The 15,093-nt window shown below is 71.2% G+C and carries 16 protein-coding genes; 11 read left to right on the top strand and 5 right to left on the bottom strand.

The window, feature by feature from the left end; genetic code table 11:
* Nucleotides 1–2 precede the first annotated feature (2 nt).
* From ACWGKT_RS18300 to ACWGKT_RS18285, 4 genes are all read left to right on the top strand, one after another.
* Entirely contained in the window at nucleotides 3–779 is a 777-nt protein-coding gene (locus tag ACWGKT_RS18300; RefSeq protein ID WP_453274459.1) for a LytR/AlgR family response regulator transcription factor, read from the top strand.
* Complete coding sequence (locus ACWGKT_RS18295) at nucleotides 776–1,123, top strand: hypothetical protein (RefSeq protein ID WP_453274458.1); 348 nt, start codon at nucleotides 776–778, stop codon at nucleotides 1,121–1,123. The genes ACWGKT_RS18300 and ACWGKT_RS18295 overlap by 4 nt, the downstream gene beginning before the upstream one ends.
* On the top strand, nucleotides 1,120–2,802 hold the full coding sequence (locus ACWGKT_RS18290) for a sodium/solute symporter (protein ID WP_453274457.1): 1,683 nt from the start codon (nucleotides 1,120–1,122) through the stop codon (nucleotides 2,800–2,802). The genes ACWGKT_RS18295 and ACWGKT_RS18290 overlap by 4 nt, the downstream gene beginning before the upstream one ends.
* A gap of 199 nt (nucleotides 2,803–3,001) precedes the next feature.
* A complete protein-coding gene (locus ACWGKT_RS18285; RefSeq protein ID WP_453274456.1) occupies nucleotides 3,002–3,670 on the top strand; it encodes an adenylate kinase in 669 nt (222 codons plus the stop codon).
* A 57-nt stretch (nucleotides 3,671–3,727) separates the two neighbouring features.
* On the opposite strand, the gene ACWGKT_RS18280 is transcribed toward ACWGKT_RS18285, so the two are convergent.
* Nucleotides 3,728–4,300, bottom strand: a complete 573-nt coding sequence (locus ACWGKT_RS18280; RefSeq protein ID WP_453274455.1) for a TetR/AcrR family transcriptional regulator — start codon at nucleotides 4,298–4,300, stop codon at nucleotides 3,728–3,730.
* 119 nt (nucleotides 4,301–4,419) lie between these two features.
* Between ACWGKT_RS18280 and ACWGKT_RS18275 the strand changes: the two genes are divergently transcribed.
* A complete protein-coding gene (locus ACWGKT_RS18275) occupies nucleotides 4,420–4,860 on the top strand; it encodes a nuclear transport factor 2 family protein (RefSeq protein WP_453274454.1) in 441 nt (146 codons plus the stop codon).
* A gap of 67 nt (nucleotides 4,861–4,927) precedes the next feature.
* Here the strand turns inward: ACWGKT_RS18275 and ACWGKT_RS18270 are convergent, their stop codons facing one another.
* Complete coding sequence (locus tag ACWGKT_RS18270; protein ID WP_453274453.1) at nucleotides 4,928–5,194, bottom strand: hypothetical protein; 267 nt, start codon at nucleotides 5,192–5,194, stop codon at nucleotides 4,928–4,930.
* 413 nt (nucleotides 5,195–5,607) lie between these two features.
* A complete protein-coding gene (locus tag ACWGKT_RS18265) occupies nucleotides 5,608–6,375 on the bottom strand; it encodes a TioE family transcriptional regulator (RefSeq protein ID WP_453274452.1) in 768 nt (255 codons plus the stop codon).
* A 69-nt stretch (nucleotides 6,376–6,444) separates the two neighbouring features.
* On the opposite strand from ACWGKT_RS18265, the gene ACWGKT_RS18260 reads away from it, so the two are divergent.
* From ACWGKT_RS18260 to ACWGKT_RS18245, 4 genes are all read left to right on the top strand, one after another.
* Nucleotides 6,445–7,656, top strand: coding sequence for an erythromycin esterase family protein (locus ACWGKT_RS18260; protein WP_453274451.1), 1,212 nt, complete (start codon nucleotides 6,445–6,447; stop codon nucleotides 7,654–7,656).
* A gap of 264 nt (nucleotides 7,657–7,920) precedes the next feature.
* Complete coding sequence (locus ACWGKT_RS18255) at nucleotides 7,921–8,985, top strand: MBL fold metallo-hydrolase (RefSeq protein WP_453274450.1); 1,065 nt, start codon at nucleotides 7,921–7,923, stop codon at nucleotides 8,983–8,985.
* A 119-nt stretch (nucleotides 8,986–9,104) separates the two neighbouring features.
* Nucleotides 9,105–9,284 carry a hypothetical protein gene (locus ACWGKT_RS18250; RefSeq protein ID WP_453274449.1) on the top strand — a complete coding sequence of 60 codons (180 nt, stop codon included), beginning with the start codon at nucleotides 9,105–9,107 and terminating at the stop codon, nucleotides 9,282–9,284.
* A gap of 309 nt (nucleotides 9,285–9,593) precedes the next feature.
* Nucleotides 9,594–10,052: a DUF2199 domain-containing protein gene (locus ACWGKT_RS18245; RefSeq protein ID WP_453274492.1), complete on the top strand. Its 459-nt coding sequence runs from the start codon at nucleotides 9,594–9,596 to the stop codon at nucleotides 10,050–10,052.
* Nucleotides 10,053–10,306: 254 nt separating this feature from the next.
* Here the strand turns inward: ACWGKT_RS18245 and ACWGKT_RS18240 are convergent, their stop codons facing one another.
* On the bottom strand, nucleotides 10,307–10,822 hold the full coding sequence (locus ACWGKT_RS18240) for a GNAT family N-acetyltransferase (RefSeq protein ID WP_453274448.1): 516 nt from the start codon (nucleotides 10,820–10,822) through the stop codon (nucleotides 10,307–10,309).
* Nucleotides 10,823–10,941: 119 nt separating this feature from the next.
* Here ACWGKT_RS18240 and ACWGKT_RS18235 point away from each other — a divergent pair, with 119 nt between their 5' ends.
* Both ACWGKT_RS18235 and ACWGKT_RS18230 read left to right on the top strand, forming a co-directional pair.
* Nucleotides 10,942–11,868: a hypothetical protein gene (locus ACWGKT_RS18235; protein ID WP_453274447.1), complete on the top strand. Its 927-nt coding sequence runs from the start codon at nucleotides 10,942–10,944 to the stop codon at nucleotides 11,866–11,868.
* A gap of 339 nt (nucleotides 11,869–12,207) precedes the next feature.
* Nucleotides 12,208–13,215 (top strand): alpha/beta fold hydrolase, encoded by a 1,008-nt coding sequence (locus ACWGKT_RS18230; RefSeq protein WP_453274446.1) that lies wholly within the window; start codon nucleotides 12,208–12,210, stop codon nucleotides 13,213–13,215.
* Between the two features lie 124 nt (nucleotides 13,216–13,339).
* Here the strand turns inward: ACWGKT_RS18230 and ACWGKT_RS18225 are convergent, their stop codons facing one another.
* The gene (locus ACWGKT_RS18225; RefSeq protein WP_453274445.1) at nucleotides 13,340–15,049 is read right to left on the bottom strand and encodes a GDSL-type esterase/lipase family protein; all 1,710 of its coding nucleotides are present in this window, start codon (nucleotides 15,047–15,049) and stop codon (nucleotides 13,340–13,342) included.
* Nucleotides 15,050–15,093 lie beyond the last annotated feature (44 nt).

The following is a 15,093-nucleotide window of genomic DNA, read 5'->3' as shown; positions in this document are numbered from 1 at the left end:
GCATGACCGATGAACTGTCGGTGCTGGTCGTCGAGGACGAGCCGCTCAGCCGCGACGAACTGGTCCACCTTCTGCGCGGCGTCCCCGGCGTGGGGCAGGTGGAAGCGGCCCCCGATGCGGTGTCCGCGCTCAAGCTGCTGCGGCACCGCGAGTTCGACGCCGCCTTCCTCGACATCGGGATGCCCGGGTTGGACGGCATGGAGCTGGCCGCGGTGCTCTCCCGGCTGGCGCGGCCGCCCGCCGTCGTCTTCGTCACCGCCTCGCAGCAGCACGCGGTGGACGCCTTCGGGATCGGAGCAGTCGACTACCTCCTCAAGCCCGCCTCCGCCAGACGGGTACGACAGGCCCTCGAACGGGTTCACCGGGCCCGCGCCGCCCCTGTCCCCCGCGCCGCCGCACCGCCCGAACCGGCCGGTGACCTGGCCGTGCTCAAGGTGGAGTCCGAGGGCCGCACCCGGTACGTGCGGCGGGAGCAGGTGCGGTTCGTGGAGGCGCACGGAGACCATGTGCGGCTGGACACCCGGGAGGGGCGGTTCCTGGTCCGCATGCCCCTGTCCGCACTCGAACGCGGCTGGTCCCAGGCCGGGTTCCTGCGGGTGCACCGCGGCTACCTGCTGGCCCTCCGGGCCGTGGAGGACCTGCGCACCGACGCCGTGGGCCAGCTCGTCGCCCACACCGCGGGCGGCGACGTCCCGGTCAGCCGCCGCCACGCCCGGCAGCTGAAAGAACAACTGTTCGCGGCGGCGCGGGACGGCCGGATCGGCGGGGTCCGGCGATGAGCCGACCGCGCCGCGTGGCGGTGGTCAGCCCGCAGACTCGGCTGGCCCTGGCCAGACGCTCGGCGTCCGGCCGGCATCTGGTCCTGCCGACCGACTTCGACGCGGCCGCCGCCCGGCGCGCCTATCTACGACAGCGCCGACTCGCCGGAGTCACCATGCTGGTGCTGGCCGCGCTGCTGCTGGCCCTGCCCCTCTTGATCGCCACCGTGCCGCGGCTGGGCACGATCCGGTGGGCGGGCATCCCGCTGTCCTGGCTCATGGTCGGCGTGCTCGCCTACCCGCTGCTGCTGCTCGCCGCCCTGGCCCTGCTGCGCCGTGCCGAGCGGGCGGAGGGCACGCGATGACCATCGCTCTGATCGCCCTGGTGGCGCTGGCCGCCCTGGGGATCGGGATGTTCAGCGTCCGGGTGGTGCGCAGCACAGCCGACTTCCTGGTCGCCGCCCGCAGCGTGTCACCGACGCTGAACGGTGCCTCCATCGCGGGCGAGTACCTCTCGCTGGCCTCGTTCCTGGGCGTCGCCGGCGTGGTGCTGGCGAGCGGCGTCGGTGGGCTCTGGTATCCGGTGGGCTTCACCGCCGGGTATCTGGTGCTGCTGGTCGCGGTGGCGGCGCCGCTGCGACGCTCCGGCGCCTACACCGTGCCCGACTTCGTGGAGAACCGGCTCGGTTCGCCTCCCGTGCGGCGCCTGGCCGGCCTGGCCGTGCTGCTCATCGGCTGGACCTATCTGGTGCCGCAGTTCCAGGGCGCGGCGCGCATCCTGGCCCGTTTCGGCGGACTCCCGTACCCGCTGGGCGTGCTGCTCGCCGGCACCGTCGTGGCCGTGACCGTCGCGCTGGGCGGCATGCGCTCGGCCACCTACGTCCAGGCCTTCCAGTACGCCGTGAAGCTGTTCTTCCTTGCCGTGCCCGCGCTGGCTCTGATCATCGCGGTCGGGCCTGGGGAGCGGTCCGCGGCCGTCCACCCGGAGCGGGGCACCCACTTCCGGCAGGCGACCACCGTCGAATTCCATGCCCCGGCACTCCTTGAGGTGCGGACCCCGGTCACCGTCACCGACGGCGACCGGACGACTGCCTGGGCGCCGGGACAGCACACCGTCGCGGACGGCGCACGGGTGCGCTTCCCCAAAGGAGCTGCGGTTCCCGACGTGCGCGGCGCGGCGGAACTGGGCGGGCCGGTGTGGCGCACGCCCCTGCTCCAACTGCCCGGCGGAGGCCATCCCCTCTTCCAGACGTGGTCGCTCCTGCTGGCCACGGTCCTGGGCACCGCCGGCCTGCCGCACATCCTCGTACGACTGCACACCAGTCCGGACGGCAGGGCGGCACGCCGAGCGGTGGTGGTCACTCTGGCCCTGCTCGGCCTCTTCTACCTGGCTCCTGCCGTGTACGGGCTGCTGGGCCGGACGGCGGCCCCGCAGCTGTACCTCACCGAGACCACCGACACGGTGGCTCTGGTCCTGCCCGCGGCGGCACTGGGTCCGCCGTGGGGGCCCGCGCTGTCCGCGGTCGTCGCGGCCGGGGCCTACGCCGCTTTCCTGGCCACCTCGTCGGGGCTGCTGCTGGTGGTGGCCGGCGCTATCGGCCACGACCTGCGCACCGGCTCGCTGCGCGACCTGCGGGTGACGGTCGTGGTCGGGGCCGCGGTGGGCGTGGCACTGGCGCTGCCGGCACGCTCACTGGAGATCAACGTGATGGTCGGCTGGGCCTTCGCGATCTCCGCGTCCACGCTCTGCCCGTTGCTGCTCCTCGGCATCTGGTGGCGCGGGCTGACAGCGGCCGGTGCCGGTGCCGGACTCGTGGTCGGCGCTGTCGCGGCCGCCGGCGCCGCCGTCGCCTCCGCGCTGGGCGCGGCCTCCGCGGGCTGGCCGGGGAGCCTCCTCATGCAGCCCGCCGCCTGGTCGGTGCCGCTTGCCTTCGCGGTCATGGTCGTCGTCTCCCGGCTGGGGCGCCCTCCCGCCGGCGCGGAGGACCTCATGCTGGCCATGCATGTGGCGGAGCCCGCTGAGCCGGTCCCGGGACGGCGTTGACGCCCGGCTGCCGAGGGTCGCACCGGCCGGCAGTTCACCAGGGAACGGGCAGACATCGGCGCCTGTCCGTCGCCGACCGTTCGTCGTGGTCGGGCGACCGTTCGTCGTGCCCCGCCCACCGCCGACCGGACTGTTCTTGCCCCGGCGCCACACCGCCGAGCACGGTGGCCGTACTGGTACGTACGACGGAAGGCACCGCATGGACCTCCTCCTCATCGGCCCGCCCGGCGTGGGAAAGGGCACCCAGGCCGCCCGGCTGCGGCAGGCCCTGAACATCCCCCATCTGTCCACCGGGGACCTGCTGCGCCGCCATGTCGCGGAACGGACCCGGCTCGGCGTCGCCGCTGCCGCACACATGCGGCGCGGGGAGCTCGTCCCGGACGAGCTCGTGACCGCGATGGCCCTGGACCAGATCCACGGCCCGTCCTGCGCGGGCGGCGTCGTACTGGACGGCTTCCCGCGGACCCTCACGCAGGCCGAGGCTCTCGACACGGCACTGGCAGGCCAGGGGCGACGGCTCGCGGCGGTCCTGCACCTGACCGCGCCCGACCAAGTATTGCTGCGCCGCCTGACCGGACGTCGGACCTGCGGCGGCTGCGGGGCGATCTACCATCCGGTCACCAGGCCGCCACGCGCCCCGGGGCTGTGCGACAGCTGCGGGCACGGACTCGTCCAGCGCGCCGACGACACGGCGGAGACCGCGCGCACGCGCCTGGCGGTCCACACGCGGCAGACCCAACCGCTGCTCACGCGCTACCGGTTGACCGGCGTCCTCCACGAGATCGACGGCTGCGGGGGCGTCGACGACGTCACCGGAAATCTCCTGGCGATTCTCGCTCCGCACGCTGTGGGCACCTCGGCCGCTTGAGCCCCGCTGCGGATCGCTTCTGAGCAGTCCCGCTTTCTTGCGCGAGTCCTCCGGTGATCAGTGTGGCCGCAGCCCGTCGAAGACAACCTCGAGGACTCGCTCCCGGGCAGCCGGGTCGGCCGCGAGCTGCTCCATCGCCGCGCCTGTTCCGGCCAGCAGGGCGAGCAGCTCCGGCAGGCTCAGCTCCGGGCGGACCGCCCCGGCCCTTTGCGCCCCGGCCAGCAGTTTCTCCAGCTGGGCCCGGATGGTCGTACTCGACTCCCGCAGGGCCGAGTGCACGTCCACGCCGGCCGCGGCCAGTGCCTGGACGAAGTCGTTCTTGCCCGCGGACTGGTCGATCAGCAGGCGGAAGCAGCCGAAGAAGGCTTCGGCGGGCTCGGACTCGGCGGCCAGCCGCGCGGTCTGGGCCGCCATTGTCTCCAGCCGGCGCACCATCACCGCCTCCAGGAGTACCTCCTTGGTCGGGAAGTGCCGGAAGAGCGTGCCGATCCCGACCCCGGCGGCCCGGGCGATCTCCTCGGTCGGCACACCGACGCCGCGGCTGGTGAACACCTCCGTGGCCACGTCCAGCAGCCTGGCTCGGTTGCGGGCCGCGTCCGCCCGCAACGGGCGCTCCTGAGCGCCGCCCATCCCTCTCACCTCTTCCCGCCCATGTCCAAACCATCTGGACAACCGGAGTCGCCAGTCCGTATCGTCGTAACCGGAGTCACTAGTCCGATTCTAACGACGACGACTGCCGGAGGTTGACCATGCCCGAAACGCGGTCACCGCGCGACGTGTTCCAGAAGCTGCTCAACGGCATCACCGCCGGACGGTTCTCGGAGCTGGCCGAGCTCTATGCCGAAGACACCGTCGTGGAAACCGTCTTCGAGCCGCTCGGACCACGCCGGTTCGAGGGCCGGGACACGCTCAGAGAGCGGTTCGCACAGGTCGCGGCGCACTCACCCATCGAACTGACCTCGTCGAACGTGGTGATCCGGGAGACCGATGACCCGGAGGTGATCGTCGCCGAGTGGGACTACCAGGCGCACCACCGGGTGACCGGACGGACCTTCGAGGCTGCCAACATCCAAGTACTGCGGGTCCGTGACGGCCTCATCGTCAACAGCCGTGATTACCACGACCACTTGGCCCTCATCATGGGCAGCAACGGCCTGCCGCAGCTGGTGGCGGCGCTGGAAAACCAGTAGCGCTCGTGCCGGGCCGCAGACCGACACCATCAACCAGGCTGCTACGGCGTCGAGTTGTGTACTTCGTTCAGGCGGAGGCACCGCGGCCACTCTCGCCGTCCACCAGGATGAGGGTGTCGGACTCGCCGTTCCTGTCCATCAGCAGTACGTGTCCGCCGCACGGCACGGGCCGGTTCCAGGACGCGGGGCGCCGGCCCTGCCGCAGGGCGACGAGCTCGCCCCCGAGGCCCCGGCGCGGCAAGAGCGCGTAGACGCGGTCGCCCGCCACGATCAGGCGGCCGTGGTACCCACCGCTGCCGTATCCCCGGGGCCAACGCGGCAGGGGGCGCAGCATGCCCCCATGCTCGTGGACCGCCTTGCCGGTCCACAGCCGTCCGGCGCGATCGACGGCGTACAGCCATCCGTCCTGTCACGGTCCAGTACGGCAAGACGGCCGCCCACAGGAAGGTAGACCCGGGGTCCGGCGACGACGGGCGGCGACAGACTCCACGGGGGCGCGGTGAGCGACCACAGCCCTGTGTCCGCCTCACGTGCGACCCGTATCGGCACCCGGTCCTGGATCACCCGTCTCCCCCTGCGAAAGCAACGCCGCGGCACCGGACATGCTGCCCTCAACCGGACGTCGCCACGCCACGCAATGCCATGCCACGCCACGCCACGCCATCGGCGCAGTGAGCCGGCCCGGTTCGCCCGGCGCCCGCCCGGCCGCGCAGGCACGCACCGCCCTCCCCCGATCCGAAGTCGTCGTCATTCGCGTTTTCGCAGGTACGCCTCCAGCTCGGCGGCACCGGTCAGCAGCGCCCTCCCGCGGGCGGACAACCGGTCGTGCCAGTCGCACAGTGCGGCCTGCAGCGGCTCCAGCCCGCCAGCCGCACGCACCTGGGCGATCAGCGGAGCGATCTGCTCCAACAGGTAGCCGCCGCGCCTGAGTTGGTGTGCCAGCCGGGCATCCCTTACGTCGGCCTCGTCGTAGACGCGGTACCCGGTCCGCGGGTCGCGGTGCGGCCGCACCAGCCCGGCGCGCTCCCATTTGCGGAGCGTCGCGGGCCGGATTCCGAGCTTGCCCGACAGCGGCCCGATGAACGTGCCACCGGACCCGGACCCGGACCCGGACCCCGACACCGCGCCCGGCTCGGAGCCCACACCGGGCTCGGGCGCCACGGTGGGCTCCAGGTCGCGCAGGGCACTCTCCACGGCCTGGAGGGTCCGGCGGTCGTCGAGGAGCTGGGCGTGGCTCTCGTCGATGAGGCGGAACGCCTCGTCGACCGCGCCCTGGTTCACGGCCCGCATGATCGACGTCGCCGTCGGGTGGCCGTGGCCGGGCACCAGGGCGAGGAACGCGCGCAGGGCCTGCGCGTGCAGCGGGGTGTAGGTCCGGTAGCCGTGAGGTGTGCGACCGGCGGCCGGAAGGATGCCGGCCTCCTCGTAGTTCCTGACCGCCTGCGTGGACAGACCGTGCCCGCGCGCCAGATCAACCGGCCTGAGCCGCCCGCCGGTTTGAAGGTTTTGCCCCATGCGACCCACGATATCGCGGCAGTGTCGCGGCAAAGTTTCAACCAACGGTTCAACGATAGCGTTGAAGGCGTGGCTACCGACATCAAGGACACCGCTCATGCCGTCGAGGCTGCCGCCGTCATGAGGCTGCTCCCGGCCCGCCCCCGGCTGCTGGCCCTGGGCGAGCCCACCCACGGCGAGGACACTCTGCTCGACCTGCGCAACGAGCTCTTCGAGCAGCTCGTCGAGCAGGAGGGCTACCGGACGATCGCGATCGAGAGCGACTGCATGATGGCCCTGGCCGTGGACGAGTACGTCGCCTCGGGCACGGGCACGCTCGACGAGGTCATGGAGAGCGGATTCAGCCACGGCTGGGGCACCTCCGCGGCCAACCGCGAGCTCGTGCGCTGGATGCGCGCCTACAACGACGGCCGGCCCGCGTCCGAGCGGCTCCGCTTCGCCGGTTTCGACGGGCCGCTGGAGATCACCGGCGCCGCGAGCCCCCGGCAGGCCCTCACCGCACTCCACGCCTACCTCGCGGCCCAGGTGGACGCCCACCTGCTCCCCTGCACCGCGGAAGCGCTCGACCGCCTGCTCGGCCCCGACGACCGATGGACCGATCCCGCCGCGATGATGGATCCGGCCCAGTCCGTGGGGCAGTCGGCCGAGGCCGGAGAACTGCGGCTGCTCGCCGACGATCTGGTGGCGCTGCTCGACACGCAGATGCCGCACCTGATCACGGCGACCTCGCGGGACGACTGGGACCGCTCGCGCCTGTACGGGCGTACCGCCACCGGCCTGCTGCGCTACCACCACTGGATGGCCGACACCTCGCAGGCCCGCATGACACGGCTGGTGAGCCTGCGGGACCAGATGATGGCCCACAACCTCCTCGCCCTCGCCGAACGGCGCCCGGCACTCGTCCACGCCCACAACTCCCACCTGCAGCGGGTGAAGAGCACGATGCAGATGTGGGAGGGGCCGGTGGAGTGGTGGAGCGCCGGTGCGCTGGTGAGTGCCCAGCTCGGTGAGGCGTACGCCTTCGTGGCCACCGCTCTCGGCACGATCCGGCACCAGGGCGTGGACACCCCGCCGCCGGACACCGTCGAAGGTCTCCTGTACGCGCTCCCGGAGGACCGCTGCGTCATCGACGCCCCGCGGCTGGCCACCACCCTCGGCGAGACTCGGCCCCCGCTGCGTGTATCCCCCTGGTTCGGCTACGCCCCGTTCGACCCGGGGCACCTGGCACACAGCGACGGGCTCGTGTTCGTCAAGGACGTCCCGACCGGCGACTGCGTCTGAGTTGGCACCGTACGGGCCAGGGGTGACGCAGGCCCTGGCCCGCATACGGCCGGAGGGACACCACGCGTGGTGCGGCGTACCCTCGTCGGCAGGGGACCCGTCGCCGACATCGCCGAGATGGGCGGCAGGGCCCACAGAGGACGGGTCGGCGTGCCCGGCGTGCGGCGTCCACCGTCACCCATCACTCACGAGCACCACACGCTCGTGGCCTCCCTCCCGCGGCTCCGTAGGAAGCCGGACCCGGACGAGAGCGCGGGAGGATCCATGACCACCCTCGGTGACCTGATCGAGATCGACGAGCGGACCGTGCTGGTCCTCGGGCAGGAACTGCGTGTCGAGCGCGATCAGCCGGATGTCGCCAACTCCCTCGTACACCGGGTCGGCGACACTCTGGTGATGGTCGACACCGGCGTCACGTCGGTCTACCGCGCGGCCCTGAGGGAGGCGGCCGACCGGGTCGGGCCCTGGTCCCGGGCGCTGGTGCTGACCACGCACGGCCATCCTGACCACGTCGGCAACAACGACCTGGCCGACGAACTGGGCGTGCCGGTCGAGCACTACGTCCCCGCCCGTGACCTCGACCAGATGCGGGACCCGGGGCCGTACTGGATCCGGTCCTTCGAGTGCATCGCCGGGTTGGCACCGCTCCCGGTGCCGCCCGCACTGGCCGGCAACAAGGTGGTGTCGCTCTTCCAGCCCATGCGCCCGTTCGGCGCGACGACCCGCACCTACGAGGAGCGAGCGTTGGAGCGGATTCGGATCGGCTCGCTCCGATTCACCGGCTGGACCTTCGCCGACGGCGCGGTCCGCGTGCTGCGCAGCCAGGGCCACTGTGCCGGGCATGTCATCGTTCACTTGAGAGACTGCGGCGTCCTTCACCTGTCCGACGAGGGCAACGGACCCTGCGGTGCGATGTGTGACGCCGACCAGCTCAAGATCCAGACCGTGCTCGGCGCCGTCTCCCTTCTCTTCGAGGAGGAAGAAGCCACGCTCCTCACCGACGGGCACACCTTCGCCCTGCGCCGTGGCGCTGACGTGGTGTCCTACCTGGACGGGCTGCTGGAGCAGGCCACCGCCCTGCAGGCGGCGGCTCTCAAGCTGACCGGTGAGAGCAGGCAGGTTCGGCCGAGCGAGTTCACCGCCCGCTACGCGGAAACCATCACCGATCCAGGGGTCGGGGGCGCCAACCCGAACGCGATGTTCACCGCCATGATGGCGGTCAACCAGCTCAGCGAACTCGGGCTACGGCCGGAGTCCGGAGCCGTCGACGCGCCCTGGTCCCGGCCCACCCTGCACAACCCCGACCCCACGGGACCTGGCCCTGGTTGACGCAACTGGCCGCGAAACTCGGCTGGTTGCCGAGGCTCAAGATCTGCTCAAGCACCGGAACCCACCCCGCCGGCTGGTGCATCCTGCCTGTCAGGACCACTTGCACAAGGGGGACACGCATGAAGACCATGCTCAGCCGCGCTATGACTCGTCTGCGCGACATCGTTTCCGGCCGCCGGCGACTCAAGGAGTACGGCTACCCGGAGGCCCATCGCCACAGCCACAACCGCGACGCCAACCTCGCCCACCACTACCGCCCGACGTCGCAGTTGCCCATAAACGGGCCCGGCGGCATGTGAACAGCACTCACGCGAGGCGGCGCGTCGGCCAGGCACTCACGCGAGCCGGCGCGTCGGCCCGGGCGGCGCGCGGGCCTCTGCCCGAAGAGCCGTCCCGGCAGACCGCCGCCGCGACTCTCCCGTCGACCCAGCCATGAGCTGTCCCGCCCTGCTCCCTCAGGGGGCACAGGATGCGGGATGCTCTCGGCACACCGGTGGCCCACGGGGGTGCCGACCGGGGCGGCGACGCAGATCACTAGGCTCCACGCCATGACCAGTGATCCCGGATTTTCCTGCTCGTGCTGCGGCGCACACCACCCCGAGCTGCCGATGAACTTCACGGCCGCGGCCCCGGCCGTGTGGGATCCGGCCTTTGCCGACGCCGAGGACTGTCTGCTCTCGTCGGACCAGTGCGTGGTGCAGGGGCAGCACTACTTCGTCAAGGGCCTCATCGAGATACCAGTCATCGGAGGCGACGAGGTCTTCTCCTGGGGTGTCTGGGTCTCGCTCAGTCGCGAGAACTTCTCCCGCGCTGCCGACTGGTGGGACAGGCCGGGCCGGGAGTCCGAGAAACCGCACTTCGGCTGGCTCACCACCGACCTGCCGGTGTACTCGCCCACCACCCTCAACCTGAAGACGAACGTCCACACCCGTCCGCTGGGCGAACGCCCCTTCGTCGAGCTCGAACCCACCGACCACCCCCTCGCCGTCGAGCAGCGCACCGGGATCACCCTGGACCGCGTCCGGGAGATCGCCGCGGCCGTGCTCCATCCCGGCGCCGACGGGTAACCGTGAGGGCCGACATGGCCGACACGGCAACGGCGTTCACCCTCCGGCGCCAGAGGGCCTGAGCCGCCGGGCCCGGGATTCGTCGCGGTGCACGGGCTGCGCGGCTCAGCGGCGGACGTCCGGCCCTAGCGGGACGGGTGGCTCCGGACGGGGGGCCAGCCGCCGTGCAGATCAACCGGGCCGCGGGCGCGACAACCGGGGCCGTGTGTGTTGCTGAAGCGCATGGCCGAACGCTACTTCTCCCTCTGGGCGGGTCAGTTGACCGTCAGGTGCCACATGACTTCTCCGTCGTGCCGGTGATCCGTGGGGGTGAGGCCGGAGGCGGTCGCGACGGCGGCGGATGCTTTGTGGTCGGGGTGGATGTGGGCGATGACCGTCCGCACGCCTTGTTCCCGGAGCCAAGCGACCAGTCCTTGGGCTGCTTCGGTGGCGATGCCTCGCCCCTGCCAGGGAGTCCCCACGACCCAGGCGATCTCTGCCACGCGTCCTTTGTCACTGGCGGTGACCGTCGCCTGGACCGTGCCGGTCAGGCAGGTCGCGTCGCGGAGCTGAATCACCCAGTTGCACCAGGAGACAGTGGGGTCGGGTGAGCCGGCGACCAGGCGTTCATAGCGGGTGAGCAGAGCCTGCGAGGTGGCTGGGTCGCCGCCGATGAAGGTGTGCAGGTCCGGGTCGGACAGCACCGCGGCCATCTCTTCGGCGTGCTCGACCGACAGGGGCAGGAGAGTGAGCCGGTCGGTGTGGATGATCCGGGGAACGATGGGGGTCACGCTGTCTCCCGCTCGGGGCGTTCGGTGAGGATGCGGTGTTCGGATCGTTTGGCGAAGTGCGGGTGCACCAGCGGTGCTGTCGGGCTCGCAGTTGGTGAGCTGTCGATATCCTCGCAACCGTGATCTTCGAGGGAATAGTGGGGATGGCCGCAGGCCCGCCGACAACAGCTCGCTTGCGTGATGTGCTGAACCGCGCCGCGCGCGTCGTGATCGTCGAGGGAGCGCCCGACAAGGCCGACTCCGCCGACGTGCCGCGGATCGTGGTGACCGGTGCCGAAATCGCCGACGTGGCCGAGCTACTGACCGTTGTGGACGGAGGGACCGGCGACAGCTGCCGGTGCAACGGCTGGCCGACCATCATGGTGCACGACTCAAGCGGCGAACTGATGGCCTGCTGGACACTGCATCACCAGTCCGGTCTCCGAGGGATCGGTGACTGCGACGCCGACCTGCGGGACGGTCCGGCGCTCACCGCATGGCTGGCGGAGCGAGGCCTGACCCGCTCGCGGGATGCTCAGGCAGCGCGGGCTGTACAAGAGGCCAACGCCGAGGCGCGCCGGATGCATTGGGTCCAGGGCGCGCCTGCCGGGCTGTCCGACGCGGCCGCAGACGTGGCTTATCCGCAGGGTGGTGACCTCGGAGCCTGGTCACGTCGAGTGCGGGACGCCGGAGAGCGGCTCGCCGCTCTCACCCGCCACCACTATCCCGACGCGATCGAGCGGATTCGCGTCCTGCTGGCCTGGGCCGGGCTCCCCACCAGGGAGTCCACCGGCGGCCTCAGGTGGTACGACATGGCGGTGCAACGCCTGCTCCTGGCCGAAGAACCCGACCTCCTTGTCACCGCGTGCACGGTGCGGCCGCCGAGCCCGGTCCAACTCGACGGTGCCGCCGCACTGTTCAGCTCGCTCGAACGGACCCAAGCACACGGCATGCGGCTGCCCGACCCGCTGAGGACGATGCTGATCGAGCACATCCAAGAGAACGGTACCGACCCCATGAGGTTCCGGATGCGTCACGGCTACTACGGTGCCGATCGCTCCGTCTGACAGCAACTCGCCGTAATTCGCCCTAGCGGTCCGGTTGCGGCAGGGCGCCGCACACGAACGGTTCCCGTGGCGTACGGCTGACCTCCACATGCGCGGCACGGTCACACACCACACAGAGCCGCTGCTGTCTCCGTGCATCCCGACAGGATCCTGTTCGACGCCGCCCGACCGGGTGACCTGCCGCGCCGCTTCCCCGCACCGCGACTTCGCCATGCCTCTCGCGCGAGCGGTTACACCGACTGCCGTACCGGTTTCACCCGATTGCACTGGGTGAGCTGGCTCGGCGCCGCGGGCGCGTGAAGCTGATTGCCGTAGGGCCTGACGGAAGGCGAGAACAGCATGAGTGCGGTCCACGGCATACGACGCCACACGCGGCGTCTCCACGGCGCGGCGGCGGGACTCGCCGTCGCTGTCCTGTGCGCGGTCCCGGCGGCACCGGCTTCAGCGGATGGTGGCGCGGGCGGTGTGAAGCCCACCGTCGTGCTGGTGCACGGTGCCTTCGCCGACGGCTCCAGCTGGAACGGGGTGATCAAGCGCCTACGGCAGGCGGGGTATCCGGTCATCGCTCCGGCCAACCCGTTGCGCGGGCTGGCCAGTGACGCCGCGTACATCCACAGCGTGCTGATGAGCGTGCACGGACCGGTCGTGCTCGTCGGTCACTCCTACGGCGGCGCCGTGATCAGCGAGGCTGCCGTCGGGGATGCCCAGGTCAAGGCGTTGGTCTACATAGCCGCTTTCGCCCCCGCGGAGGGGGAGGGTGCTCTGGAACTGTCCAACAAGTTTCCCGGGAGCACGCTCGGGAGTGCACTCAACAACGTGCACTTCCCCCTTCCCGGCGGTGGCACGGGCACCGACCAGTACATCAAGGTGGACAAGTTCCACGACCAGTTCGCCGCCGACGTGCCCAGGTCGGTCACCGACCTGATGGCCGCCGCCCAGCGTCCCGTGGCCGCCTCGGCCCTGGCGGAGAAGGCCACCAAGGCCGCCTGGAAGACGATCCCCTCCTGGACCCTGATCACCACCGAGGACCGCAACATCCCGCCGGCCTCGCAGCGCTTCATGGCTCGGCGCGCCCACGCGCACACCGTCGAGGTCAAGGCGTCCCACGCCGTCTCGGTGTCCCAGCCGGGGGCGGTCACCCGCCTGATCGAACAGGCAGCCCGGGGCACCGCCACCACGACGACCGCCGCCGATCCTTCCGGCGCGATCCTCGCGGACACCGGCTCCGGGCGGTCGACCACGCGGGCCATCGCCCTCGGCGGCGTAGCCGCTGGGTCGGTGGCCGCCGGTGCTGCCGTCGTCCTCCTTGGCCGCCGCTGGCGAACGGGAGCGAAGAGCGCTCGCTGAGGCCTGCGCTTGCTGCGATCGCAGATGTGCGGCTCGCCGTAGTCGCTGCCGGGGAGGATGGGCGCGGCGTGGGCCGCGCCCATCACCCCTCGGACCCGTCAAGCCTGACGTGCCCCGTCAAGGGTCAAGGCACCACTGTCTTCCCGGCGATGCGGGGCTTGCCCTCGCCCGCGGCGTTCCAACTGCAGATGAAGACCTGGTAGTGGTGGCCGGGGGTCAGGCCCGTGATGCGGCGCAGGGGACGCACGGTGGGGGCGTAGCCGTAGACGCGGGCGAAGGTCAGCGGGGTGTCCTGGTCGTAGACGTAGACCGCGTAACGGGTGAGCGAGTCGTCGCAGACGGGGGTCCAGCTGACGTCGATCTCGCCGGGGCCGGCGGCGGTGGCGGTCACCTCGTCGGGCGGGTCGGGCGTGGTCGGGTGGGCGATGCCGGAGACCGGAGCCGACCAGGCCGACTTGAGGTGGTCGGCGTCGCCGGCGACGGCGCGCACCCGGACCTCGTACCGGTGACCGTCGACCGGCTGGAAGCTGTACTGCCACGGCAGATCCCACCGGTTGAACTGGGCGGCGGGGACGGCGGTCTCCCAGGGTTTGTCGGTGCCGGAGACCGCTTCGCGCCATTGCACGTCGTAACTGTGGGCGCCGATAACCTTCTTCCAGGTCACGGTGACACCCTGCTGGGTGCCGTCGAACGCCAGGCCTGTGGGGGTGGGCACCTGCCGGTCGGGGACGTCGTCCGGTACCTGGGGGTCTTGCGTGCCGATGTCGAACGCCTTGTGCAGTGCGGTGCCGAAGGCGCGCGCGATGCGGTATTCGCCGAGCGGGTCGGGGTGCAGTCCGTCGTAGGCGGTGGCGCATGTGGTGGCGGTGGGGTCGCAGTTCATCGCGCTGTCGAGGTCGGCGAGCACGACGGGCGAGGTGGCCGTGTTCCACTGCGGCACCGCTTGGTCGAGGGCCGCGTCGTAGTCCCGGGTGCGTTGTGGGAGCTGCGGGTTGGCGTTGCCGAGGCTGGTCCGTTGCGGTACGTCGGCCGGCGCGATCCTTACGGCCGGGTTGGCCTTGCGCGCGTTGTCGACGAACTCCTTCATGGTGTCGACCAGGCCCGCGCCGGCACCCTGCCAGCCGATGTCGTTGAAGCCCAGCTCGACCAGGAGCACATCGGGGAGCCGGCCTTGAGCTTTGAGCTGGTCCATGACCGGCTCGATGGTGTCCACGTCCTGTCCCAGGCGGCGCCCCCACATGGCGTAGTGAGCGGAGCCGCCCTGGGTGAAGGCGGGATCGGCGCTCGCGGCATGTGGTCCGGTGAATTGGGCCGGGCCCGGATCCTCCGCTGCGGGTTCCCCGCCGTTTTCCACCAGCGGCGGCGGCTGCGGAGGGTGGGCCTCCGACGATTTCCTGGTTCCGGTCAGCGGTCCGACGAAGTTCGCATTCCACTGCTGGTCGCGAGCCCACTCCCACAGGCGGTAGCGCCAGGTGTGGTCACCCTCGTAACCATTGCTGATCGAGTCGCCGACGATCATCACATTGCACGCCTCGTCCGAGGCGGCGTCACCGCCCGCGGCGCCTGTGTCGTCGCCCGGGTCGGGTTTGTCCGCTTCGGGTTGGCTGATGGCGCCGCCCGAGCCGCCCGGGGCGGTGCCGGCATCACCGCACTGATCCCTGGGCTGGACCTCGGCAGCGGAGAACGCGACCGCGTTCTCGAAGGTGCGGATGTCCTCGTACGGCTCCGACGGCTGCCGGGCGAACCACTTGCTGCGGTCGACGAGCTGAAGCCGGTAGGGCCGTGTGTCACGGCTGTCGCGGAACCAGCCGATCAGGTTGTCGGTGTGGTCCACGATGCAGCTGGGATTGTTCGGCCCGCTGTCGTCCGGGTCGATCG

The organism is Streptomyces sp. NPDC054794, from assembly GCF_053611585.1.
This window is presented reverse-complemented; position numbering and strand designations above follow the sequence as displayed.